17 protein-coding genes are annotated in these 24157 nt (G+C 66.7%); 4 read left to right on the top strand and 13 right to left on the bottom strand.

Annotated elements, in window-relative coordinates; all coding sequences use genetic code 11:
• The first annotated feature begins 34 nt into the window (after positions 1 to 34).
• Positions 35 to 661 (top strand): TetR/AcrR family transcriptional regulator, encoded by a 627-nt coding sequence (locus IEW15_RS05625; RefSeq protein ID WP_188575852.1) that lies wholly within the window; start codon positions 35 to 37, stop codon positions 659 to 661.
• A 24-nt stretch (positions 662 to 685) separates the two neighbouring features.
• Here the strand turns inward: IEW15_RS05625 and IEW15_RS05620 are convergent, their stop codons facing one another.
• The 8 genes from IEW15_RS05620 to zapE form a co-directional block, all read right to left on the bottom strand.
• Entirely contained in the window at positions 686 to 2134 is a 1449-nt protein-coding gene (locus tag IEW15_RS05620) for a hypothetical protein (protein WP_188575792.1), read from the bottom strand.
• 238 nt (positions 2135 to 2372) lie between these two features.
• Complete coding sequence (lpdA, locus tag IEW15_RS05615) at positions 2373 to 3785, bottom strand: dihydrolipoyl dehydrogenase (RefSeq protein ID WP_188575790.1); 1413 nt, start codon at positions 3783 to 3785, stop codon at positions 2373 to 2375.
• A 41-nt stretch (positions 3786 to 3826) separates the two neighbouring features.
• The gene (gene odhB, locus IEW15_RS05610) at positions 3827 to 5077 is read right to left on the bottom strand and encodes a 2-oxoglutarate dehydrogenase complex dihydrolipoyllysine-residue succinyltransferase (protein WP_188575850.1); all 1251 of its coding nucleotides are present in this window, start codon (positions 5075 to 5077) and stop codon (positions 3827 to 3829) included.
• A 144-nt stretch (positions 5078 to 5221) separates the two neighbouring features.
• Positions 5222 to 8119 (bottom strand): 2-oxoglutarate dehydrogenase E1 component, encoded by a 2898-nt coding sequence (locus tag IEW15_RS05605; protein ID WP_188575788.1) that lies wholly within the window; start codon positions 8117 to 8119, stop codon positions 5222 to 5224.
• Between the two features lie 68 nt (positions 8120 to 8187).
• Positions 8188 to 9063: a succinate--CoA ligase subunit alpha gene (sucD, locus tag IEW15_RS05600; protein ID WP_188575786.1), complete on the bottom strand. Its 876-nt coding sequence runs from the start codon at positions 9061 to 9063 to the stop codon at positions 8188 to 8190.
• A gap of 2 nt (positions 9064 to 9065) precedes the next feature.
• Complete coding sequence (gene sucC, locus IEW15_RS05595; RefSeq protein ID WP_188575784.1) at positions 9066 to 10235, bottom strand: ADP-forming succinate--CoA ligase subunit beta; 1170 nt, start codon at positions 10233 to 10235, stop codon at positions 9066 to 9068.
• A 181-nt stretch (positions 10236 to 10416) separates the two neighbouring features.
• Complete coding sequence (mdh, locus tag IEW15_RS05590; RefSeq protein WP_188575782.1) at positions 10417 to 11361, bottom strand: malate dehydrogenase; 945 nt, start codon at positions 11359 to 11361, stop codon at positions 10417 to 10419.
• Between the two features lie 469 nt (positions 11362 to 11830).
• Complete coding sequence (zapE, locus tag IEW15_RS05585; protein ID WP_229707850.1) at positions 11831 to 13003, bottom strand: cell division protein ZapE; 1173 nt, start codon at positions 13001 to 13003, stop codon at positions 11831 to 11833.
• A gap of 201 nt (positions 13004 to 13204) precedes the next feature.
• On the opposite strand from zapE, the gene IEW15_RS05580 reads away from it, so the two are divergent.
• A complete protein-coding gene (locus IEW15_RS05580; protein ID WP_188575780.1) occupies positions 13205 to 14803 on the top strand; it encodes a gamma-glutamyltransferase family protein in 1599 nt (532 codons plus the stop codon).
• 221 nt (positions 14804 to 15024) lie between these two features.
• Positions 15025 to 16017 carry an aspartate-semialdehyde dehydrogenase gene (locus tag IEW15_RS05575; RefSeq protein WP_188575777.1) on the top strand — a complete coding sequence of 331 codons (993 nt, stop codon included), beginning with the start codon at positions 15025 to 15027 and terminating at the stop codon, positions 16015 to 16017.
• Between the two features lie 171 nt (positions 16018 to 16188).
• Here IEW15_RS05575 and mutT read toward each other — a convergent pair whose 3' ends face one another.
• From mutT to IEW15_RS05560, 3 genes are all read right to left on the bottom strand, one after another.
• Positions 16189 to 16647: an 8-oxo-dGTP diphosphatase MutT gene (mutT, locus tag IEW15_RS05570; protein WP_229707849.1), complete on the bottom strand. Its 459-nt coding sequence runs from the start codon at positions 16645 to 16647 to the stop codon at positions 16189 to 16191.
• Positions 16648 to 16654: 7 nt separating this feature from the next.
• Positions 16655 to 17893, bottom strand: coding sequence for a bifunctional glutamate N-acetyltransferase/amino-acid acetyltransferase ArgJ (argJ, locus tag IEW15_RS05565; protein WP_188575775.1), 1239 nt, complete (start codon positions 17891 to 17893; stop codon positions 16655 to 16657).
• A gap of 128 nt (positions 17894 to 18021) precedes the next feature.
• A complete protein-coding gene (locus tag IEW15_RS05560; RefSeq protein ID WP_188575773.1) occupies positions 18022 to 18912 on the bottom strand; it encodes a peptidylprolyl isomerase in 891 nt (296 codons plus the stop codon).
• 410 nt (positions 18913 to 19322) lie between these two features.
• Between IEW15_RS05560 and secA the strand changes: the two genes are divergently transcribed.
• Positions 19323 to 22001, top strand: coding sequence for a preprotein translocase subunit SecA (gene secA, locus IEW15_RS05555; RefSeq protein ID WP_188575771.1), 2679 nt, complete (start codon positions 19323 to 19325; stop codon positions 21999 to 22001).
• 347 nt (positions 22002 to 22348) lie between these two features.
• Here secA and IEW15_RS05550 read toward each other — a convergent pair whose 3' ends face one another.
• Together IEW15_RS05550 and IEW15_RS05545 are read right to left on the bottom strand one after the other, a co-directional pair.
• Entirely contained in the window at positions 22349 to 23167 is an 819-nt protein-coding gene (locus IEW15_RS05550; protein ID WP_188575769.1) for a ChaN family lipoprotein, read from the bottom strand.
• Positions 23164 to 24120: an acetyl-CoA carboxylase carboxyltransferase subunit alpha gene (locus IEW15_RS05545; protein ID WP_188575767.1), complete on the bottom strand. Its 957-nt coding sequence runs from the start codon at positions 24118 to 24120 to the stop codon at positions 23164 to 23166. The genes IEW15_RS05550 and IEW15_RS05545 overlap by 4 nt, the downstream gene beginning before the upstream one ends.
• Positions 24121 to 24157 lie beyond the last annotated feature (37 nt).

Below are 24157 nucleotides of genomic sequence, written 5' to 3'. Positions count from 1 at the left end.
ATGAAGGATCCTTCAGCTTTTGAATTCGCTTTCCATGGCCTCCACCGCAGCAGCGTTAAGCCCCAGAAAAACCCCGGTTCAGGCGCGATCGGCGGCAACGATCGCGGCCCTGCATGCCGCCACGATTCAGGTTCTGACCCGCGAGGGCCTGGGCCGCTGCACCACCACCCGCATCGCCGAACGCGCGGGCATGTCAGTCGGCAGTCTGTATCAGTATTATCCGAACCGTGACGCGCTGTTGTCAGCGGTTCTGGAACGGCATCTGGACGACGTGGCCGGCACCATCGAACAATGCTGTGGCGACCAGCGCGGCAGACCGGTTGCCGAGATGGCCCCGGCCCTGGTGACCACCTTTCTTGCCGTGAAGCTGCGCGACCCCGCGCAATCGAAGGCCCTGTATGCGGTGGCGCGCGAACGCGGCGGTCCCGCCCTGGCCAAGGCCATGCAGGCGCGCATGGTGGCGGCGATCGCAGCGATGCTGGCCAGCGCCCCCGACGCCGGCTTCGACGACCCGGTCCTGACCGGCACGATCGCGTTCAACGCCCTGGTTGGGCCGGTCCGGGCCCTGCTGGAAGGGCATGTTCCGGCGGATATCGAAACCCGGCTGGAAGACCAGCTTGTCCGGCTTCTGACAGCATATCTGAAGACCCACCAGCTTTGAGCATTGCCGGCAACCGGCGCAATCTCAGGGGCCGGGCGTGAATTCGGGAAGCATCAACTCGACACCGCGGCTGCCGGCGGCGCTGGCCCCGGTAACCGTCAGCCTGTCGGGCAGCCGGCCGTTCATCCGGCCCTCCACCTGCCCCAGAAGATCGCCGAACAGGCCATCGCAGAGCATGCTCCAGCTCCCGGCCAGCGGGATAGGGTCCAGCGGGTCGGTCACCCATTCCGGGCCGATCGGGGGCGGCTCATAGGCCACGCTGTCCAACTGCCAGCTACCACGACAGATGGTCGGGCGCGGTCCGTCGCGCTCGGCATCGGGGCCGGCGAACAGCATCAGCATCTGGCCCTCGGCCCCGGCACGCAGGCCGATGCCGATGCCGGTGACATAGGCCACCCCGCGCCACAAACCCAACGGTGCCTGCACCGGGGGTGGGGCATCGTCGCCGGCACCGCCGGCGGCGGCGCCAGCCGTTATCTGCGGCAGTGCCCGCACGGCGATGTCGACCAGCACCGGCCGACCCAGCGGCGCGCGCGGCGGCGCCCCCTCGCCCAGAACCCCGATCGAGCCCACCACCACCGCCGCCAGATCGGCGTCATAACGCCGCCCCGGCTCAAGGCAGTGGAAACCGGCCGCCACCGCCGGCGGCACCCCGGCATCGGCCTCTGCCGCCATGGCGGTCGCGACCTGCAACTGGTCGCCGGACGGATCGGGGACCGGCGTCGTCCCGGATGGGCCAGCCGCAGGTGTGGAGTTGTCGGCAGGTGTGGGGCTGGGGCGCGCCGATGCAGCCGGCACCGCATAGCCGAACGCCGCCGGGTCGATCGGCGTCAGAAAGCCGATACAATCGCGCTCGGTCACCCGGAAGCGGTCCACCGGCAGCGGGCCCAGCCGGCTCGGCACCACCGCCAGCGGCGTCACCGCCAGATCGACCGACCCCTGATCGTCCTTGAAGCTGAACAACTGGTCGAAGGTCAGGGTCGGCCCGCGCGCCTCCACCGCCGCCACCGCCCCCAGATACAGGCCCGCCATGGGCTCGGCCTGGGTCGACGGCGCCCAGAAGGCGCCCTCCGCCGCCACCTCGCCATCCGGCAGCAGGTAATGGCGGGCAATGTCCGGCGCCGTGTCGACGCCATAGCGCGCCGCACGGAAAATCAGCCGGCCGCTCTTGGGCGCGATCCGCGACCACCGGCCGGCTTCCGGTGGTGTGTCCAGTTCGGCGGGGACATCCAGCTCTGCCGGCAGGTCCTCATCCGGCAGCACGCCCGACTCTTCTGATGGCACATCCGACTCTGGCGACGTATCCGGGGCCGGCGCGCCGTGCGATGCGGCAACCACGCCCGCGTCACCGTCACCGGCACCGGTGGGTGCCGCCCCTGCCGCCGGTGCCATGATCAGGGCAGCCGCGGTCAGCACCGCCGCCAGCAGGCGGCGGCCACGGGCCGCATCGTCATTCCGGGGGCCGGTTGGCATATTGTTATCCCCTGCCTCCACCAGACATCATCTCTACACCCGGCCGCGTCCCCGCGCCGGGCGGGGTGGCAACCGGCAGCGACGATACCCGCTTATACGTGAAATCAGAAGAGCTTCGCCGCGCCGCCACCCGTCAGCCCGGCCATTGAACGGAAAACGCCCGGCAGCGGTGATCCGCTGCCGGGCGTGTCCTTATGTGTCGTGTCGTGGTGCGGCCCCAACGCCGGGGCCGGCCGCGTCACATGTTGAGCGTGCGGCCATCCACCGCCAGTGCCGCTTCCTTCACCGCTTCTTCAAGCGTTGGATGGGCATGGCTGGTGCGGGCGATGTCCTCGGCGCTGGCCTTGAACTCCATCGCCAGAACCAGCTCGGCGATCAGCGTGCCGGCATCGGGGCCGATGATATGGGCGCCCAGAATCCGGTCGGTCTCGGCATCGGCCAGGATCTTCACGAAGCCGTCGGTATCGCCCACCGCCCGCGCCCGGCTGTTGGCCGAGAACGGGAACTTGCCGGGCTTATAGGCGACGCCGTCGGCCTTCAACTGCTCCTCGGTGCGCCCCACACTCGCCACTTCCGGCCAGGTGTAGATCACGCCGGGGATCAGGTTATAGTCGATATGACCCGACTGGCCGGCGATCATCTCCATGACGATCACGCCCTCTTCCTCGGCCTTGTGGGCGAGCATCGGGCCGTGGATCACATCGCCGATGGCGCGGATGTTGGGCACATTGGTGCGGAAATGGTCGTCGACCTCGATCCGGCCGCGCGGGCCGGTGGCGATGCCGACCGCATCCAGGCCCAGCCCCTCGGTATAGGGACGGCGGCCGATCGACACCAGAACCACATCCGCCTCGATGGTCTCGGCCTCGCCGCCCTTGGCCGGCTCAACCGTCAGCTTGACCGTGTCGCCGCTGGTATCCGCGGCCGTGACCTTGGTCGACAGCCGGAATTTCAGGCCCTGGCGGCCCAGAATCCGCTGCAACTGCTTCGAGACCTCGCCATCCATCTCGGGCGTGATCCGGTCCATATACTCGACGACCGTGACCTTGGCGCCCAGACGGCTCCAGACCGAACCAAGCTCCAGGCCGATGACGCCGCCGCCGATCACCACCAGATGCCCCGGCACCTTGTCGAGTTCCAGCGCGCCGGTCGAGGTGACGATCCGCGTCTCGTCGACGGCGACGCCGGGCAGATCGACATGGGTCGATCCCGTGGCGATGATCACCTCGCGGGTCTTCAGCGTGGTGGTGCCGCCATCGGCCAGCGCCACCTCGATCGTGTTGGCGTCGACCAGACGGCCGGCGCCCTTCACGTAATCGACCTTGTTCTTCTTGAACAGGCCCTCGATGCCGCCGGTCAGCTGGGTGACGACCTTGGTCTTGCGCGCCATCATGGCGGCGAGGTCAAGTTCGACCCCGCCGACCTTGACGCCGTGCTCGGCCATGCCCTTGCTGGCTTCGACATAGAGTTCCGACGACTGCAACAAGGCCTTCGACGGAATGCAGCCGACATTCAGGCAGGTGCCGCCCAGGGCGCCACGCTTTTCAACGCAGGCCACCTTCAGGCCAAGCTGGCCGGCGCGGATCGCGCCGATATAGCCACCGGGGCCGCCGCCGATGACGACGACGTCATAGGTCTGAGCGTCGCTCATGTCATGCATCCTTCATACGGTCGCGGGGATTGCTGTGGCGATCAGAGATCGAACAGCAGCCGCTCCGGGTTCTCGATGCACTCCTTCACGCGCACCAGGAAGCTGACCGCTTCCTTGCCGTCGATCACCCGGTGGTCATAGGACAGCGCCAGATACATCATCGGACGGATCACCACCTGGCCCTTCTCGGCCATCGGGCGGTCCTGGATCTTGTGCATGCCCAGAATGCCCGACTGCGGCGGGTTCAGGATCGGCGACGACATCAGCGAGCCATAGACACCACCATTCGAGATGGTGAAGGTGCCGCCGGTCAGTTCTTCCATCGTCAGCTTGCCATCGCGCGCCTTCACGCCCAGTGCGTTGATGGTGGCTTCCACGCCGGCGAAGGACAACTGGTCGGCATCGCGGACCACCGGCACGACCAGGCCCTGTTCGGTGCCCACTGCCACGCCGACGTCGTAATGGTTCTTGTAGACCAGCTCGTCGCCGTCGATCTGCGCGTTGACCGCCGGATATTCCTTCAGCGCCGCGATCGACGCCTTCACGAAGAACGACATGAAGCCCAGCTTCACGCCGTGCTTCTTCTCGAACCCGTCCTTATAGCGGCTGCGCAGCGCCATCACCTGGGTCATGTCCACCTCGTTATAGGTGGTCAGGATCGCGGCGGTGTTCTGGGCATCCTTCAGGCGCTCGGCGATGCGGCGGCGCAGCTTGGTCATGCGCACGCGGGTCTCGCGCTCACCAGCCGGCTGGGGTGCCGACGGGGCCGAGGCCTTGGGCGCGGCCGGTGCCGGAGCAGCCGCGGGCTTCGCCGCAGCAGCGCGCTGCACATCATCCTTCATCACCCGGCCGTCACGGCCGGTGCCTTCGACCTGCCCGGCATCGATGCCGGCATCACCGGCGGCCTTGCGGGCGGCAGGCGACAGGATCTTCTCAGCCTGGGCCGCCGCGGGCTCGGCTGCCGGAGCAGGCCTGGGGGCTTCGGCCTTCGGGGCTTCGGCCTTCGGGGCCTCGGCCTTCTTCGGGGCCTCGGCCGGCTTGGCGGCGGCGCCCTCACCTTCGCCGATCACGCCCAGCAGCGCGCCGACTTCGACGTCCGCGCCTTCCTCGGCCATGATGTCGGTCAGCACGCCGGCCGACGGCGCATTGACTTCGAGCGTGACCTTGTCGGTCTCCAGCTCCACAAGCGGCTCGTCGGCCTCGATGCGGTCACCGACCTTCTTGAACCACTGGCCAATGGTGGCTTCGGTAACCGACTCGCCCAGGCTCGGAACTTTGATCTCGACGCTCATCACGATCCCGATTTCGTTCATGTCCCGGCCTTGTGGCCGGGAAGCTACACACGTGGGGTTAGGTGGCGTATCCACGCACAGATGACAAGGCATTAACGCACAAACCGGGCCGCATGACTGTCATGCGGCCCGGTCTTGCATCGATCAGCCTGCCAATGCGTCGTCGATCAGCGCCCTTTGCTCTGCAACATGCTTGTGGTGCGAGCCGGTGGCCGGTGCCGCCGCCTCGGGCCGCCCGGCATAGCGCACGCGCTTGCCGGCCGCACCCATGCTGTCGATCAGGTCGTCCAGACGCGGGCTCATGAAGAACCAGTAGCCCTGATTCTTCGGCTCTTCCTGTGCCCAGACCAGATCCGCGTTCGGATAGCGGCGCAGTTCCTCGGCGATCGAGGTTGCCGGGAACGGGGCGAGCTGCTCCACACGGATGATCGCGACATCGTCGATCTCGCGGTTGCGGCGCTCTTCCAGCAGGTCGTAATAGAGCTTGCCGGTGCACAGCACCACCCGACGGACCTTGTCGGAATGACGCAGCCGGTCCACTTCGCCCAGCACCCGATGGAAGCTGGAGCCGGGGCCCATATCCGACAGCTTCGACACCGCCAGCTTGTGACGCAGCAGCGACTTCGGCGTCATCATGATCAGCGGCTTGCGGAACTTGCGGTGGATCTGCCGACGCAGGATGTGGAAGTAATTCGACGGCGTGGTGCAGTTGGCGACCTGGATGTTGTCCTCGCCATACAACTGCAGGAAGCGTTCAGGCCGCGCCGAGGAATGCTCCGGCCCCTGGCCCTCATAGCCATGCGGCAGCAGCATCACCAGGCCCGACATGCGCAGCCACTTCGATTCCGCCGAGCAGATGAACTGGTCGATCATCACCTGCGCGCCGTTCACGAAGTCGCCGAACTGCGCTTCCCAGACCACCAGGGCATTCGGTTCGGCCATCGAATAGCCGTATTCGAAGCCCAGCACCGCATATTCCGACAGCAGGCTGTCGACCACCTCGTAAGACGCCGCGGCGCCCAGATTGTTCAGCGGGATATAACGGTCTTCGGTCTTCTGGTCGATCAGCACCGAATGGCGGTGCGAGAAGGTGCCGCGCCCGACATCCTGGCCCGACAGACGCACCGGATAGCCCTCGGTCAGCAGGGTGCCGAAGGCGAGCGATTCGCCCAGCGCCCAGTCGATCCCCTCGCCGCTCTCGATCGCGTCACGCTTCTGGCCGAGCTGGCGCAGGATCTTGCGATGGACGTTCACCGTTTCCGGATTGTCGGTCAGCTTGAAGCCGATCTCGCGCAGCCGTTCCAGCGACACCGCGGTCGATCCGCGGCGGTCGTCGTTCGGCGCGCGCGAATAGCCCTTCCAGACGCCCTCGAACCAGTCGGCCTTGTTGGGGCGATAGGTCTTGGACTGCTCCAGATCCTGTTCAAGCTGCTGATGGAAAGTCTTCAGCGCGCCATCGACCTCGTCACGGGTCATCACGCCGTCGCCGACCATGCGGTCGCCATAGACCTGCAGCAGGGTCGGGTGCTGCGCGATCTTGCGATACATCAGCGGCTGGGTGAACGAGGGCTCGTCGGCCTCGTTATGGCCGTGGCGGCGATAGCAGAAGATATCGAGCACGACATCCTTGTGGAAGGTCTGGCGGAATTCAGCCGCCAGCCGCGACACATAGACCACCGCTTCCGGATCGTCGCCATTCACATGGAACACCGGCGCGTCGACCATCTTCGCCACATCCGACGGATAGGGCGAGGAGCGCGAGTATTTCGGGCTGGTGGTGAAACCGATCTGGTTGTTCACGATCACATGGACCGTGCCGCCGGTGCGATAGCCCTTCAGTTCCGACAGCGCGAAGCATTCCGCCACGACGCCCTGGCCCGCGAAGGCCGCGTCGCCATGCATCAGGATGCTCATCACCTTGGTGCGATCGGCATCGCCGCGCTGCATCTGCTTGGCGCGCGCCTTGCCGACGACGACCGGGTTCACCGCTTCCAGATGCGACGGATTGGCGGTCAGCGACAGATGCACCGTGCGGCCATTGGCCAGCGTGCGGTCGGCCGACGTGCCCAGATGATACTTCACGTCGCCCGAGCCCTGAACGTCCTCAGGGGTGGCCGAGCCGCCGTTGAATTCGTTGAACACCGCCGTGAACGACTTGCCCATCACCGCGGTCAGCACGTTCAGACGCCCGCGATGCGGCATGCCGAGGACGACTTCCTCGCAGCCCAGATCCGACCCGCGCTCAAGGATCGCTTCCAGCGCCGGGATCAGGCCTTCGCCGCCTTCCAGCGAAAAACGCTTGGTGCCGGTATATTTGATGTTCAGGAACCGCTCGAAGCCTTCGGCGATCACGACCTGGCCGAAGATCCGCTTGCGGGTCTCGGTGTCGAAGGCCTGGTCGGGGCGGTCGGCCTCGATACGGGTCTGCAACCATGCCTTCTGTTCGGGCGACTGAATATGCATGAACTCGACGCCGACCGTCCGGCAATAGGTCGCGTTCAGCTTGTTCAGCACCTCGCGCAGCGTGGCGCTGCTCAGCCCCAGCACGCCGTCGACATAGAAGGTGCGGTCCAGATCGGCATCGCTGAAGCCATAGGAGGCCGGGTCCAGTTCCGGATGGCCGGTAGGCGCTTCCAGGCCCAGCGGGTCCAGATTGGCCACCAGATGGCCGCGCACGCGATAGGCGCGGATCAGCATCAGCAGCCGGATGCTGTCCACCGTCGCGGAACGTTCCCCCGAAATCTCGGTGGCCTGGCCGTTCAGCGGACCGACACGCAGTTCGGTCGCGCCGTCCAGGGGTGCGACGAACCCCCGGGTCTCGGCACTGCCATTGGTCGCCGTCGCGGGCACCATGCCGGGCGCCCAGGGGGCGCCCCGCACTTCGGCGAGGACGGACGCGGCTTCGTCGCCCAGATCGGCGAAGAACCCCTGCCAGCTTTCATCGACCGACGAGGGGTTCTGAACGAAACGCGCGTAGAGATCGGCGATAAAGGCGCCGTTGCTCCCGAACAGGAACGAAAGTTGCTCGCTTTGCGCAGCCATCTTGAGCATTGGGAGCGCCGCTTACGCGGCGCCCTCTCCAGGTTTGGGTCTGGTTCGTGACAGATCCGTCAGCCTCGGAGCACCTGAACCATGGTGCTGCCAAGCGCCGCGGGCGATTGGGCAACGACGATGCCGGCGGACCGCATCGCGTCGAGCTTGTCGTCCGCACCACCCTTGCCGCCGCTGATGATGGCGCCGGCATGGCCCATACGACGGCCGGGAGGGGCGGTCCGACCGGCGATGAAACCGACGGTCGGCTTCTTCACCTTGGACTGCTTCAGGAACTCGGCGGCATCCTCTTCCTCGGAACCGCCGATTTCGCCGATCATGATGATCGCCTCGGTCTCGGGGTCTTTCAGGAACAGGTCGAGCGCGTCGATGAAGTTCGTGCCGTTGATCGGATCGCCGCCGATGCCGATGCAGGTCGACTGACCGAGGCCCGCCGCGGTGGTCTGCGCCACGGCCTCATAAGTCAACGTGCCCGAGCGGGAGACGATCCCGATCTTGCCACGCTGGTGGATGTGGCCCGGCATGATACCGATCTTGCATTCGCCGGGTGTGATAACGCCGGGGCAATTGGGGCCGATCAGCCGGGTCGACGACCGCTCCAGCGCCCGCTTCACCCGCACCATGTCCAGCACCGGAATGCCTTCCGTGATGCAAACGACCAGACGGACCTCGGCGTCGATCGCCTCAAGGATCGCATCGGCCGCATACGGCGGCGGCACATAGATCACCGAGGCGTCGGCGCCGGTCCGCTCCACCGCATCGGCGACGGTGTCGAACACCGGCAGATCCAGATGGGTGGTGCCGCCCTTGCCCGGGGTCACGCCGCCAACCATGCGGGTGCCATAGGCAATGGCCTGCTCGGAATGGAAAGTCCCCTGCTGGCCGGTGAAGCCCTGGCAGATGACCTTGGTCTCAGAATTGACGAGAACGGCCATGGTCAGGCGGCCTCCTTCACGGCTTTCACGATCTTTTCGGCAGCATCCGCCAGGTCGTCGGCGGACATGATCGGCAGGCCCGAATTGGCCAGGATCGCCTTGCCCTTCTCGACATTGGTGCCTTCGAGACGAACCACCAGCGGAACCTGAAGGCTGATCTCACGCGCGGCGGCGACCACACCCTCGGCGATCACGTCGCAACGCATGATACCGCCGAAGATGTTAACAAGAATGCCTTCGACGTTCGGATCCGACAGGATCAGCTTGAACGCCGTCGTCACCCGCTCACGCGTGGCGCCGCCGCCGACGTCCAGGAAGTTCGCCGGCTCGCCGCCATACAGCTTGATGATGTCCATGGTCGCCATGGCCAGGCCCGCGCCATTGACCATGCAGCCGATATTACCATCCAGCTTGATATAGTTCAGCGCGTGGCGCGAGGCTTCCAGCTCCGACGGATCTTCCTCACTCTCGTCGCGAAGATCCTCGATGTCCTTGTGACGGAACAGCGCGTTGTCGTCGAAGTTCATCTTGGCGTCCAGCGCGATCACGTCGCCCGCGCCGGTCACGACCAGCGGGTTGATCTCGACGATGCTCGCATCGGTGCCGATCACGGCCTGATACATGGCCAGCATGAACTTGGTCGCCACCGACACCTGCTTGCCTTCAAGGCCGAGGCCATAGGCGATCTTGCGGGCGTGGAAGGGCTGCATGCCGGTGATGACGTCGACCGGAACCTTGATGATCTTCTCAGGGGTCGCATGGGCGACCTCCTCGATCTCCATGCCGCCCTCGGTCGAGGCCATGAAGGTGACGCACGAGGTCTCGCGGTCGATCACCACGCCCAGATACAGCTCGTGACGGATGTCGCAGCCTTCCTCGACATAGATCCGCTTGACTTCCTTGCCCTCGGGGCCGGTCTGGTGGGTCACCAGCGTCATGCCCAGCATCGCCTTGGCGGCGGCGGCCACGTCGTCGAGCGACTTCACCACCTTCACGCCGCCGGCCTTGCCACGGCCGCCGGCATGGATCTGCGCCTTCACGACCCAGACCGGGCCGCCCAGGCTCTTGGCCACGTCGACCGCCTCTTCCGGCGTGTAGGCAACGCCGCCACGGGGCACCGCGACCCCGTATTTCGCGAGCAGGGCCTTCGCTTGGTATTCGTGGATATTCATTGAGCCTCTTCCCTAGACCGCTCGATCAGCCGCGGTGGCGCTGGCGCCTGCATTTATAGCACCCGCAGGCAGGTGCGCAACCGCCGCCCCCCGCAACGTCAAGCGCTTGGGGCCGCGGGCCGCACCTTTTCCGGCAGAAACCGGCAGGGCTGCAACACGGCCACCATGAGCCTTGCGTCGATCAGACCGACAGCGCCTCGTTGAGCTTCTTCACCGCGTCGACCGAGTGCAGGAACGCGGCCTTCTCTTCCTCGTTCAGCTCGATCTCGACGATCCGCTCCACGCCGCCCTCGCCGATCACCACCGGCACGCCGACATAGAGGCCGTCGATGCCATACTGGCCGGTCAGCATCGCCGCACAGGGCATGACCCGCTTCTTATCCTTCAGATAGGCTTCCGCCATCTGGATCGCCGAGGCGGCGGGGGCATAGAAGGCCGAGCCGGTCTTGAGCAGGCTGACGATCTCGGCGCCGCCGTCGCGTGTGCGCTGAATGATCTGGTCCAGCTTCTCCTGGGTCATCCAGCCCATCTTGACCAGATCGGGCAGCGGAATGCCGCCGACGGTGGAATAGCGCGGCAGCGGCACCATGGTGTCGCCATGGCCGCCCAGCACGAAGGCGGTCACGTCCTCGACCGACACGTTCAGCGCCTCGGCGATGAAATAGCGGAAGCGGGCGCTGTCGAGCACGCCGGCCATGCCGACGACCTTCGCCGGGTTGAGGCCGGAGAACTTCTGCATCAGGCCGACCATCACGTCGAGCGGGTTCGTGATCACGATCACGAAGGCGTCGGGGCAATGGGTCTTGATGCCGTCTGCGACCTGGCCGACGATCTTGGCGTTGATGGCCAGCAGGTCATCGCGGCTCATGCCCGGCTTGCGGGCGATGCCGGCGGTAACGATGACGACATCGGCGCCGGCGAGCGCCGCATAGTCGTTCGCACCGGTCAGGCGGCTGTCGAAGCTGTCGACCGGCGACGATTCGGCGATGTCGAGCGCCTTGCCCTGGGGCATGCCTTCGACCACGTCGAACAGAACGACGTCGCCAAGCTCCTTGAGCCCGGCCAGATGGGCCAGGGTGCCGCCGATATTGCCGGCGCCCACCAGTGCGATCTTGTTGCGTGCCATCGGGTTTCCTCGCGACTGTCCAGCGTCTGGCGTCGGCCGGCAGGCGGGGCCGGGCCTGCCCCATCCCTCAGCGGCCGAAGCCCCTGACGGAATGCGGATCAGGTACGGTCACGCGCGCCGGTCGCGCCGCCGACGCACATCCAGGCATGATCCGGCCCGGATGTGCGGATGTAAAAGCCGTCACCTCGCCCCGCCCGTCACCCGAACCCCGCGGACCCGCCCTGACGGGGGTCGACGCTCAAGGGCCGGTTCCGGCCGGTCTGCCACGCCGCCGCCGGAAAAACCGTCCGGTGCGTCGCGGCCTGTTGCCTCGCAATCATTCGAACGTGAAGCCGGGTCCACCCGGTGTTTCCGTTCGGAAATTCTCGCGCCGTAACTACTCTCTTTCCGGTCACGAAGCAAGCAACCCCGGTTGGGCGCCCCGCCGCGCGGCCCATGCCGCCCGCCACATTTGGGCCGCCAGCCGCGTTCAGGTCAGATGCGGCAGCGCCAGATACTCCTTGCTCTGCATCTCGGCCAGCCTCGATGCGGTGCGGGCAAACTCGAACGATCCGTCACCCGCCGGGTACAGATCGTCGGGCCACGCCGCCGCCGAGCAGACCAGCTTCACCCGGTGTTCATATAGTTCGTCGACGAGCGTGACAAAACGTGCGGCCTGGTCGCGCTTTTCCGGGCCCATCGCCGGAATCCCGTCGATGATCACGGTGTGGTGCTGACGGGCGATCTCGATGTAGTCGGCGGCACCCAGCGGTTTCGCGCACAGATCGGCAAAGCCGAACCGCGCCACGCCGCCAGCCGCCATCGGCACCTCGATCCGCCGCCCCGACACGTCCAGCACCGCGCGTGCCGGCGCGGCCCCGCCGGCAAGATCGCTGAAGGCCTCGTCCAGCGCCCGCCGCGCCGATGCGTCGGCCGGCACATGATAGACCGGCATCAGCGTCAGTCGATCCAGACGATAGTCGCGGTCGGCCACAAGCTCCATCACTTCCAGGCTGTCGCGGACCAGCCGGATGAAGGGCAGGAACCGGTCACGTTGCAGACCGTCGAGATACAGATCCTCGGGCGGACGGTTCGATGTCGCGATCACGAACACCCCGCGTGCCAGCACATGGGTGAACAGCCGACCCAGAATCATGGCGTCGGCGACATCGCGGACCTGGAATTCGTCGAAACACAGCAGCCGGGCTTCGGCGGCCACCGCATCTGCGATCCGCGGCAACGGATCGGGCTCGCGATCCTGGTCGCCCGTGGTGCGCCAGGCATGCAGCCGGGCGTGGATATCCAGCATGAAGGCATGGAAATGCACCCGCCGCTTCGGCGCCACCGGTGCGGCACGGAAGGCCATGTCCATCAGCATCGACTTGCCGCGCCCGACACCGCCCCACAGATACAGGCCGCGCGGCCCCGCCGGCATCGGCGGCGGGCCGTCGTCCGCCTCCGCCCCACCGAACAGCCGGCCAAGCAGGCCGCGTTTGCGGGACGCGGGCGCCGGTGGCGGCGGCGCGGGCTCGGCGCCCATCCGGCGCAGCAGCACGGTCAGCCGCTCAACGGCCGCCGCCTGGGCGGGATCGGCGGTGAGGCGCCCCTCTGCCACCATCCGGGCATACTGGCTCGACGGATCTTCTCTGGACGGGTCGGACAAGGTGGTCGGGCTCTGGTTCTATAAGACTGAATGGCGGGGGCTGATGGCGGCCGGGGGCAGGCTCAAGATGGGCCATCCGGGTCCATGGCACAACCCGCAAGCCTGCGGGTCGGCCATGCATCCGGCGCCAGGCCTCGCGCCCTGCGCACATTCGTGCCAAGATCATGCATCTCAGGCGATCTTCGCGGAAAGGCCCCCCAGATGCGCGATTTCCAGCGGCCCGGACGGTCGGCCGTCTATGCCAACGAAGCCATGGCTGCGACCTCGCACCCGCTGGCGACCCTGGTTGCCCTCGACAAGTTGAAGGCCGGCGGCAATGCGGTCGATGCGGCGATCGCAGCAGTCGCGGTGCTGGGGCTGCTTGAACCCCACATGACCGGGGTCGGCGGCGATTGCTGGGCACTGATCCAGCGCGCCGGCGATGCCCGGCCGCTCTGTTATAACGGCACCGGCCGGGCGGCGGCGGCCAGTGGCCCGGGCATAGACAGGCTGCTCGACCAGGGCGCCACCGCCGTGCCCCAGACCGATCCGCTGGCCGTGACCGTGCCTGGGGCGGTGGAAGCCTGGGCACGGTTGTCGGCCGATCACGGCCGGCTGGGGCTGGACCGGGTGCTGGCGCCGGCGATCGATCTTGCCCGTGCCGGCGCGCCGGTGGCGCCGCGGGTGGCCGCCGACTGGGCCTGCCATGTCGAGCTGTTGTCGCGCAACGAGGTGACCGCCCAGAGCTTCCTGGCCGGTGCCCGCGCGCCCGAAGCCGGCGCCCGGATCGCGCAGACCCAGATGTGCCGCACATTGTCGGCCATCGCCAAGGATGGCCCGGCGGCATTCTATGAGGGCTGGATCGCGGACGACATGGTCGAGACCCTGCGCGGCCTGGGCGGCTGCCACAGTCTCGACGATTTTGCCGGCCATGCCGGGCACTATACCGACCCGGCCGCCGGGCAGTATCGCGGCCGTCATATCTTCGAGACCCCGCCCAACAGTCAGGGGCTGATCGCGCTGGCGATCCTGGCGATGATCGAGGGTGTCGATGTCGCGGCACTCGATCCGGATGGCCCGGCCTTTCACGACCTGATCGCGCGGGCGAGCGAGGCCGCCATCGCGCTCCGCGACCAGCATCTGTCCGACCCTGAGGACCGCTTCGGCGACGAGGATGGCGGCGGCGCCCGGATCATGGACGAGGCCCGTCGCCTGGCGCCGCGGATCGCCGCCGGTGCCAGGGTTGCGCCCAGCCCCCGCGCACCCGGCGGCAGCGGTGACACGGTTTACGTGACCGTGGTCGATCGCGACCAGACCGCGGTGTCGATGGTCAACTCGATCTTCTCGGCCTTCGGCAGCGGCATCACCTGCCCACGCTCAGGCGTGTTGTTCAACAGCCGCGGCACCGGCTTCCGTCTGCGCCCCGGAACCCCCGGGCACTACACGCCGGGACGTCGCCCGCCGCATACCCTGGTCGCCGGCATGATGGGCGATGGCCGGCGCCCGGTGATGAGCTTCGGCGTGATGGGCGGTCAGTATCAGGCCATCGGCCATGCCACCCTGCTTGCCCGGATGCTCGACCACGGGCTCGATCCGCAGGCGGCGATCGACCTGCCGCGCAGTCAGGCCATGGGTGGAGTGCTGGAGCTGGAAACCGGCGCGGCCCCCACGCTGATGCCGCAGTTGATCGGCCTCGGCAACCGGGTCCGTGCCGCGGCCCAGCCGCTGGGTGGCGCTCAGGCGATCGTGATCGACTGGGAGCGCGGCGTGCTGATCGGCGGCTCCGATCCGCGCAAGGATGGCTGCGCCCTCGGATACTGAGCCCCCGGGTTTTCGACGATCACCGCCCCTGCCCCGAGAAGCCCCTGCCCCGAGAACTTTTCAACCGAGCCATCCGGTATACCGCCGGCCGTTGCGCGTGGGGGGCCAAGCTGTTAGCGTGCGCGCCGCTTGCAGATGCGCGAGGCCGGCATCATCTCTGAGACACGGCCAGAGCCCCGCGCGTCATTCCCGACACGCTCAAACCCCAAGGAACACATCCCATGCGGATCGGTATCGTCGGCGCCACCGGCGCGGTCGGTCAGGAAACGATCCAGGTCCTCAAGGACCGGCGCTTTCCCGTGACCGAGCTTCATCTCTTCGCCTCCGAGCGGAGTGCCGGCAAAACCACCGAGACCGCCTTCGGCCCGGTGACCATCGAGGCGTTCTCGGTCGAGGCCACACGGGCGATGGACATCGTGTTCCTGGCGGTGTCGGGCGATTTCGCCAAGGAATTCGCGCACGCGATCTCAAGCCCCGGCGGCGCGATCGTGATCGATAATTCCTCGGCCTTCCGCTACGACGACGCGGTGCCGCTGGTGGTGCCTGAGATCAACGGCCGCCGCGCGCTGGGCCAGACCCTGATCGCGAACCCCAACTGCACCACCGCCATCCTGCTGATGGCGCTGGCGCCGCTGCATGCCGAAGTCGGTGTGAAGCGCGCGATCGTCTCCACCTATCAGGCGGCCAGCGGCGCCGGCGCCGAAGGCATGACCGAGCTTGCCGCGGGCGCGCGCGAGTTCCTGGCCGGCCAGCCGGTGACGGCATCGAAATTCGCCCATCCGCTGGCCTTCAACCTGATCCCGCATATCGACAGCTTCCAGGACAACGGCTACACGCGTGAGGAAATGAAGGTCTTGTGGGAAACCCGCAAGATCATGGAGGCGCCCGAGGTGCTGCTGTCCTGCACGGCGGTGCGGGTGCCGACCATGCGCGCCCATGCCGAGGCGGTGACCATCGAGACCCTGCGCCCGATCACGCCCGCCGCCGCCCGCGCCGTGCTGGCCGAGGCCGCCGGCGTTCAGGTTGTCGACGATCCGGCGGCGAAGCTCTACCCGATGCCGCTGACCGCCTCGACCAAGTATGACGTCGAGGTCGGCCGCATCCGTGAAAGCCTGGTCTTCGGCGATACCGGCCTCGATTTCTTCGTCTGCGGCGACCAGCTTTTGAAGGGTGCCGCCCTCAACACGGTGCAGATCGCCGAAATCCTGATCTGATCCACCCACGACGTTCTGACGGGAACGCCGGCCTCCCCATTTCCGGGAGGCCGGCGTTTTTCATGTTGGAGCAGGCCGACGGCGATAGTCTGAACCAGAGGCCAGAGTATCCGTGATGGTCGAGGTATCCGTGATGGTCAAGCGCGAGATTGCCGCCAAAGGCGGGCCGCTCTACAGCATATCCCTGAGCATGGCGATCAGCGGCAGGTCGGCAGGCGGCATCGGATAGTCGCGCAGCCTGGAAATCCGCACCCAGGCCAGTGTCTGGCCCTCACGCGGGGTGGGGGTGCCGCGCCACTGCCGGCAGACATAGACGGGCATCAGCAGATGAAAATCGGGATAGGCGTGGCTGGCGAAGGTGGCCGGCGCCAGGCATGAGGCGCTGGTGTCGATGCCGAGCTCTTCGTGAAGCTCGCGGACCAGCGCCGCTTCAGGACGTTCCCCCGGCGCCACCTTGCCGCCGGGGAATTCCCACAAGCCCGCCATCGCCTTGTCTTCCGGGCGCTTCGCGATCAGCACCCGGTTGTCGACATCCAGCAACGCCACGGCAACCACCAGCAGCAGCTTTGCCGGCCCGGCGGGCAAGGGGGCCGCGGCGGCGCAGCCATACAGCTCGGCGTCGTCGGGCATGGCGGTGTCAGCTCCGGTAATCGGCGTTGATCTCGATATAGCCATGGGTCAGGTCGCAGGTCCACACCGTGGCCACCCCCTCGCCGATGCCCACATCGACGGCAATCTCGATCTCTTCGCCCTTCATATAGTCCGCGACATGGACCTTCTCGTCGTAATCAGGGTGCACGGCGCCGTTCTCGGCCACCAGCACGCCGCCGATATGGATGCGCAGCCGGTCTTCGGCCACCCGCTCGCCCGACCGGCCCAGCGCCGCCACGATCCGGCCCCAATTGGCATCCGATCCGGCGATGGCGGTCTTGACCAGCGGTGAATTGGCGACAGTCAGGCCGATGCGGCGGGCGGCCGCGTCATTTTCGGCGCCGGTGATGGTCAGGGTGACGAATTTAGTCGCCCCCTCGCCATCACGCACCACCTGGCGGGCCAGATCCGACAGCACCGCTTCCAGGGCGGCGGCGAAGGCGGCACCATCGGCGTCTTCCTCGGCCAGCACCCGGTTGCCGGCGGCACCGGTCGCGAACATCATCACGCAGTCATTGGTCGAGGTGTCGCCATCAACCGTGATCGCATTGAACGAGCGGTCGACCGCGCGCGCCAGCAGCCGCTGCGCCAGGGTGGCGCCGATCGCCGCATCGGTGAACACGAAGCCCAGCATGGTCGCCATGTTCGGCGCGATCATGCCCGATCCCTTGGCGAAGCCCGCGACCGTGACCGTGCGGCCATCGACGGTCGCGGTTGCGACCGATCCCTTGGGAAAGGTATCGGTGGTCATGATCGACCGCGCGGCAGCCTGCCAGGCAGCATTGTCGCAACCGGCCCGTCCCGACAATTGTGGCAGCAGATCGGCAATCGGCCTGGGGTCCATCGGCACGCCGATCACGCCGGTCGAGGCGACGAACACCTCTTCGCGCGCACAATCCAGCACCGCCGCCGCCGCATCCACCTCGGCCGCCACCGAACGGGCCCCGGTCGGGCCGGTGAAGGCATTGGCATTGCCGGCATTCACCACCAGTGCCCGCGCCCGGCCGCCGGCCAGTGCGGTTTCACACCAGCGCACCGGCGCCGCCCGGGTGGCGGTGGTGGTGAAGCAACCGGCAACCACGGTGCCGGGCACGAACTCCGCCCAGAGCAGGTCGTCACGGCCTTTGTATCTCAGCCCGGTCATGCCCGTGGCGAGGCGTACACCCGCGATCGGGGGCATATCAGGGAAGGATGCAGGTGCCAGAGGCGACGTCTTAGCGCTCATCAGGCGATGTCTCCGAACGGGATGACGGCGGAGGATGCGAACCATCCCCCGCCGTACGGGTCAGACCTGGAACATCAACGGCCCGGCCTTCGGCGATGAAACGCCAGAGGCCGGGCCGGTCGGGTGGGTCAGCTCTTGGGTGCCTCGGCTGCCGGAGCTTCGGCTGCCGGAGCTTCGGGCATCGTCTCGGTGAGACGCTCCACCTTGGCATCGGCCTTCAGCGCTTCCAGCGCGTCGTCGACGGCCTCGCGCTGCAACTGCACCTCAAGCTCCTGCTTCTTGTCCTCGAAGGACGGAACCGGCTGCTTGCGGCGCTCTTCCAGCTTGATGACATGCCAGCCGAACTGGCTCTGCACCGGGTCGGAAATCTCGCCCGGCTTCATCGCGAAGGCGGCATCGGCGAACGGCTTCACCATCCGGTCGGCGGTGAAGAAGCCCAGATCGCCGCCATTGGCGGCGCCGGGATCGGTCGACTTGTCGGCCGCGATCTTGGCGAAATCGCCACCCTTGTCGAGTTCGGCCTTGACCGCCTTGGCCTCGTCCTCGGTCGCCACCAGGATATGGCGGGCGCGGACTTCCTCTTCGGGCGTGAAGCTGGTCTTGAAGTCGTCATACGCGGCCTTCAGGGCCTCGTCGGTGACGGCATTGTCGATCAGCCGGGTCAGATAGGCCTCGGTCAGAACGCGGTCGGCGGCGCGCTGGATGCGCTGCTTCACGTCGTCTTCAGACTCCAGCCCCTGCTTGCGGGCGGCCTCGACCATCAGCCGGCTGCTGATCACGTTGTCGAGCAGCGTGTCATACAGCTGCTCGAAGGGCAGCGACCGATAGGGCGGGGGCAGAGTTTCATAGGCGGCGACCACGTCCGAGCGGCGGATGTCGGAACCGTCGACGCGGGCGACGACCGGATCTTCGGCCTTCGGCTCCTCGGCTGCCCGCACGGCCGCGAACGGCACGGTGGAGGCAAGGAGCAGGGCGGCGATGGCGGCACCGAACGGCCGACGCGCGCTGCGCATGAGCATACGGACTTTCTCCCTTGGGGATCGGTCAGGGCTCGGGATCGGGCAGAGGTCGCCGGCCCGCCGGGATTTGCCGCCGGCTGACAGGCGGCCGACGGATCAGGACGCTCATGATGCACAGCCGGCCGGCGATCACAAGTGTTGAAAACCAATGCGGTCGGTCGGGAAACCGGATGAGCGGCCCAGGCACGCGGCCCGCGACCACATGGACGGCATGTCGATATGGCGCGCCGTGCGGAACAGGTGGCCGGCGTGATTGACAGGGCACCCCCGACCGCTTATTTGAGGAACGATCTCGGACGAGGGTCTGCGCCCTGTCCGTTATCTGTCGCGCGTGAGTACAGGCGCCGTCCGCCACCGAAAGCTCCGGACCGGACGGCATCGCGTGCTCGGGAGCCAGGTCAGGGGATTACATGTTCGGCGCTCTAGCCCGGCGGATTTTCGGTACCGCCAACGATCGGACGGTGAAGTCGCTCCAGCGGGCGGTTCAGGCGATCAACGCCAAGGAGCCCGAGGTTCAGGCTCTCGACGATGCCGGACTCCGTGCCCGCACCGACGAATTTCGCGGGCGTCTTGCCAAGGGCGAGCCACTCGACGACCTTCTGGTCGATGCCTTCGCCACCGTGCGCGAGGCCGCGCGCCGTGTTCTGGGGCAGCGACATTTCGATGTCCAGCTGGTCGGCGGCATGGTGCTGCATCAGGGCCGCATCGCCGAGATGAAGACCGGTGAAGGCAAGACCCTGGTCTCGACGCTGGCCGCCTATCTGAACGCGCTGGAAGGCAAGGGCGTCCACGTCGTCACCGTCAACGACTATCTGGCGCGACGCGACTCGGAGTGGATGGGGCGGGTGCACCGTTTCCTGGGCCTGACCGTCGGTGCCATCCTGCCCGGCATGGACGATTACAGCCGCAGGCTGGCTTATGGCGCCGACATCACCTATGGCACCAACAACGAGTTTGGCTTCGACTATCTGCGCGACAACATGAAGTACGGGCTGGACCAGATGGTTCAGCGGCCATTCAACTTCGCGATCGTCGACGAGGTCGACAGCATCCTGATCGATGAAGCCCGCACGCCGCTGATCATTTCCGGTCCCACGGAAGACAATTCCGAACTGTACCGGCTGATCAACCGCTTCATCCCCGATCTGGGGGCGGATGATTTCGAGAAGGACGAGAAGCAGCGGTCGGTGATCCTGACCGATGTCGGCCAGGAACGGATCGAGGCGGCGCTGGGCGAGGCCGGGCTGATCACCGGCGGGCTCTATGACATCGAGAATGTCGCGATCGTCCATCACGTGAACCAGGCGCTGCGCGCCCACAAGCTGTTCACCCGCGACGTGGACTATATCGTCAAGGATGACAAGGTCATCATCATCGACGAGTTCACCGGCCGGATGATGGAAGGCCGCCGCTATTCCGAAGGGCTGCACCAGGCGCTGGAAGCCAAGGAAGAGGTGACGATCCAGAACGAGAACCAGACGCTGGCCTCGATCACCTTCCAGAACTATTTCCGCCTCTATCCCAAGCTGTCGGGCATGACCGGCACCGCCTTGACCGAGGCCGGCGAATTCGCCGAGATCTACAAGCTGGAAGTCGTGGCGATCCCGACCAATCGCGACGTGCAGCGCAAGGATGCCGATGACGAGGTCTACCGCTCCGAGCGCGAGAAGATCCAGGCGATCGTGACCGAAGTGAAGCAGGCGGCGGCCAAAGGCCAGCCGATCCTGATCGGCACCGTCTCGATCGAGAAATCGGAACTTCTGTCGCGGATGTTCACCGAGGGTGGCGTCCCGCATCAGGTGCTGAACGCCCGCTATCACGAGCAGGAAGCCCAGATCATCGCCCAGGCCGGCCGGCCTGGTGCCGTGACCATCGCCACCAACATGGCCGGTCGCGGCACCGATATCCAGCTGGGCGGCAACGTCCAGATGCGGGTCGAGGCCGAGCTTGGCGACATCACCGACGAGGCCGAGCGCGCCCGCCGGACGGCGGAGATCGAAACCGAGGTCGAGGCGGCGCGCGCGCAGGTGATGGCGGCCGGCGGCCTCTACGTCATCGGCTCGGAACGTCATGAAAGCCGGCGCATCGACAATCAGCTGCGCGGCCGTGCGGGCCGCCAGGGCGATCCCGGCGCGTCGAAATTCTTCGTGTCGCTGGAAGACGACCTGATGCGGATCTTCGGGTCCGAGCGCATCGACGGCATGCTGCGGCGTCTGGGTCTGGAAGAGGGGGAGGCGATCACCCATCCCTGGATCAACAAGGCGCTCGAAAAGGCACAGCAGAAGGTCGAGGCGCGCAACTTCGACATCCGCAAGAATCTGCTGCGCTATGACGACGTCATGAACGACCAGCGCAAGGTCGTCTATGAACAGCGCCGCGAGATGATGAATGCCGAGCGCGTCGACGACACGGTGCTGTCGATGCGCCACGAGGTCATCGCCGAGATCGTCGCCGAGGCAGCCCCCGAGAAGTCCTATCCTGAGCAGTGGAAGGTGGCCGAACTCACCGAGCGCTGCCAGAAGGTGCTGGCCTGCGACCTGCCGATCAAGGACTGGGCGGCCGAGGAAGGCATCGACCCCGAGGCGCTGCGCGAGCGGATCACCCAGGCCTCCGATGCCGTGATGGCGACCAAGGTCGAGTCCTATGGCCTCGAGACCATGCACCGGGTGGAAAAGAGCCTGCTGCTGCAGATCATCGACCATCACTGGAAAGAGCATCTGCTTCAGCTCGACTATCTCCGGCAGGGCATCGTGCTGCGCGCCTATGCGCAGAAGGATCCGCTGAACGAGTACAAGCGCGAGGCCTTCTCGCTGTTCGAAGGCATGCTCGACCGGATGCGCGAGACGGTGACCCAGGTGTTGTCGCATCTGGAAATCCGCGCCGCCAGCGCCCAGCAGCCTGCCGAGGCCGAACGGCCGATGCAGCCCACCACCGAGAGTCTGCCCGGCGCCGCCGCGATGACCGATGCCCCGGGCGAGGACGCGCCGCCATCGGCCCTGCCCGAAGGCTGGGAACGCACACCCCGCAACAGCAACTGCCCCTGCGGATCGGGCAGGAAATTCAAGCACTGCCACGGCCGGCTGGTCTGACCGTAAGGCCTCTGACATGAAGGCGCCCGCAATACTTGTCGTATCGCGGGCGCCTTCATGTCAGATCAGACCAAAGCTTGACTGAGATCAGGAATAAGTACCGTAATCTGGACCCGAACCCTCAACGGTGGATTCAGTAACGTGCCGCGCGACATCGAGCACCAGGGCTGGCGTCGTCCACAGATTTTTCGCCGCGGGAACACGTGTCGCCGTGGTTTCCAGATGTCCAGTCAGTGTCGCCTCGTTCGACCGCATCAGAGATGCTCTCCCTAAAAAATCTGCGATATCTTCATCCAAAATGGCGTCATTTGCCCGCCACATTCCGGGGCGGGCCAACTGGTACCAGATCAGTGATCGAATCGCCAGACAGCCATGGCCGATCCGGATGTTAGCGCTCCGCGATCTTCGAGAGACGCGGTCAGCAGCACGGCCGTGTCATGGATGCCAAGGTCAGCCAGTTGGTGCGGGGTACCGTTGCCGAACGACATATGGCCGCGGCCGATGATGCCCAGCACGACAGGGGGCGCACCCGGAGCGCCGAGCGCGCCGGCGATGTTGCAGGCGAAGGCCCGGTCCCAGACCTGCTGGGCGGCGACGAAGCGGTCGAAGCGTCGGGCACTTTCGGGGTCCACCGCCGGATCGGCCATGGCCCGCCCGGTCATCGCGGCGAGCTGGCGGCGATAGGCGGCACTGGCTGGCGCCGGGCGCGACACGCCGTCTTCGGCTGCCATGGCGGCTGCGGCATCGAAACCCTCGCGGCCGACCCGCCGCACCAGATCGCGCCGGCAGTTCAGCCCCAGCAGGCTGACGCCATCCAGCCGGCCCAGCCGGATCAGCGGCAGATACAGCGCCGGGTCGAAGCCCCAGATCTGCGACCAGCCGACCGCGTCGAGAAACGCCGCTTCGTCGACGATGCGCCCGGCGCACCAGTCGTCGAGCACCGGCTGCACGTCACGGGGAAACATCTCGAAGCCGATCGCGATCCGGCCGCGGGCGGCCAGCAGCAGGCGCGCCAGATGTGCCTGCCACAGATGGATCGCCATCACGTCATGGCGTTCACCGGCCAGCACCACGCGCACGTCGCCAAGCCGCGCGACCAGCGCCGCCTCGGTGATGACCATGTTGTCGTCGGGATCGATCCAGGTGCCGGCCGGGCAGGCTGTCACGCGTCGAGATCGCGGCCCATGGCGATGAACTTGTCGCGGCGCAGATTGCGCAACTCGTCGCCGGTCCTGGGTTCAAGCTCGCTCAGCATCGCCTCGATCGCGCGGCCGACACTGGCCACCGCCTCGTCGGGAGAGCGATGGGCGCCGCCCAGCGGTTCCTCGATGATCTGGTCGATCAGCCGCACCTTCAGCATGTCCTGCGCGGTCAGCTTCAGCGCCTCGGCGGCATCCTTGGCATTCTCGCCCGACCGCCACAGGATCGAGGCGCAGCCTTCAGGGCTGATCACCGAATAGATCGAATGCTCAAGCATCAACACCTTGTTGGCGGCGGCGAGCGCGATGGCGCCACCGCTGCCGCCCTCGCCGATCACCACCGTCACCAGCGGCACGCGGATGTCGAGGCAGACCTCGATCGAGCGGGCGATGGCCTCGGCCTGGCCGCGTTCCTCGGCCCCCACGCCCGGATAGGCACCAGCGGTATCGACGAAGGTCACCACCGGCAGGCCGAAACGGTCGGCCATGCGCATCAGCCGCTGGGCCTTGCGATAGCCTTCAGGCCGCGCCATGCCGAAATTGTGCCGCACCCGGCTTTCGACGTCATGGCCCTTTTCCTGGCCGATCACCATCACCGCGCGATCGCCGATCCGGCCCAGACCACCGATCACCGCCTCGTCCTCGCCAAAGCAGCGGTCACCGGCAAGCGGGGTGAAATCGGTCACCAGCCGGCTCAGGTAATGCGACAGATGCGGGCGCTCGGGATGGCGGGCGACCTGGGTCTTCTGCCAGGCGGTCAGCTTGGCATAGATCTGGCGCAGCAGCCGGTCGACCTTGGTCTCAAGCTTGCCGACTTCCTCGACGATATTGACCCCGGTCTCGCCGGACAGGTGGCGAAGTTCCTTGATCTTCCCTTCGAGTTCAGCGATCGGCTTCTCGAAATCCAGGAAATGGTTCATGGAGGGCTCTCGGCTGGTGGCAGGGACATCCGCCGTC

The sequence above is a fragment of the Tistrella bauzanensis genome (assembly GCF_014636235.1).
GTDB lineage: Bacteria > Pseudomonadota > Alphaproteobacteria > Tistrellales > Tistrellaceae > Tistrella > Tistrella bauzanensis.
The sequence above is the reverse complement of the archived record's forward strand: the minus strand, read 5'-3'. Positions and strand labels throughout refer to the sequence as shown.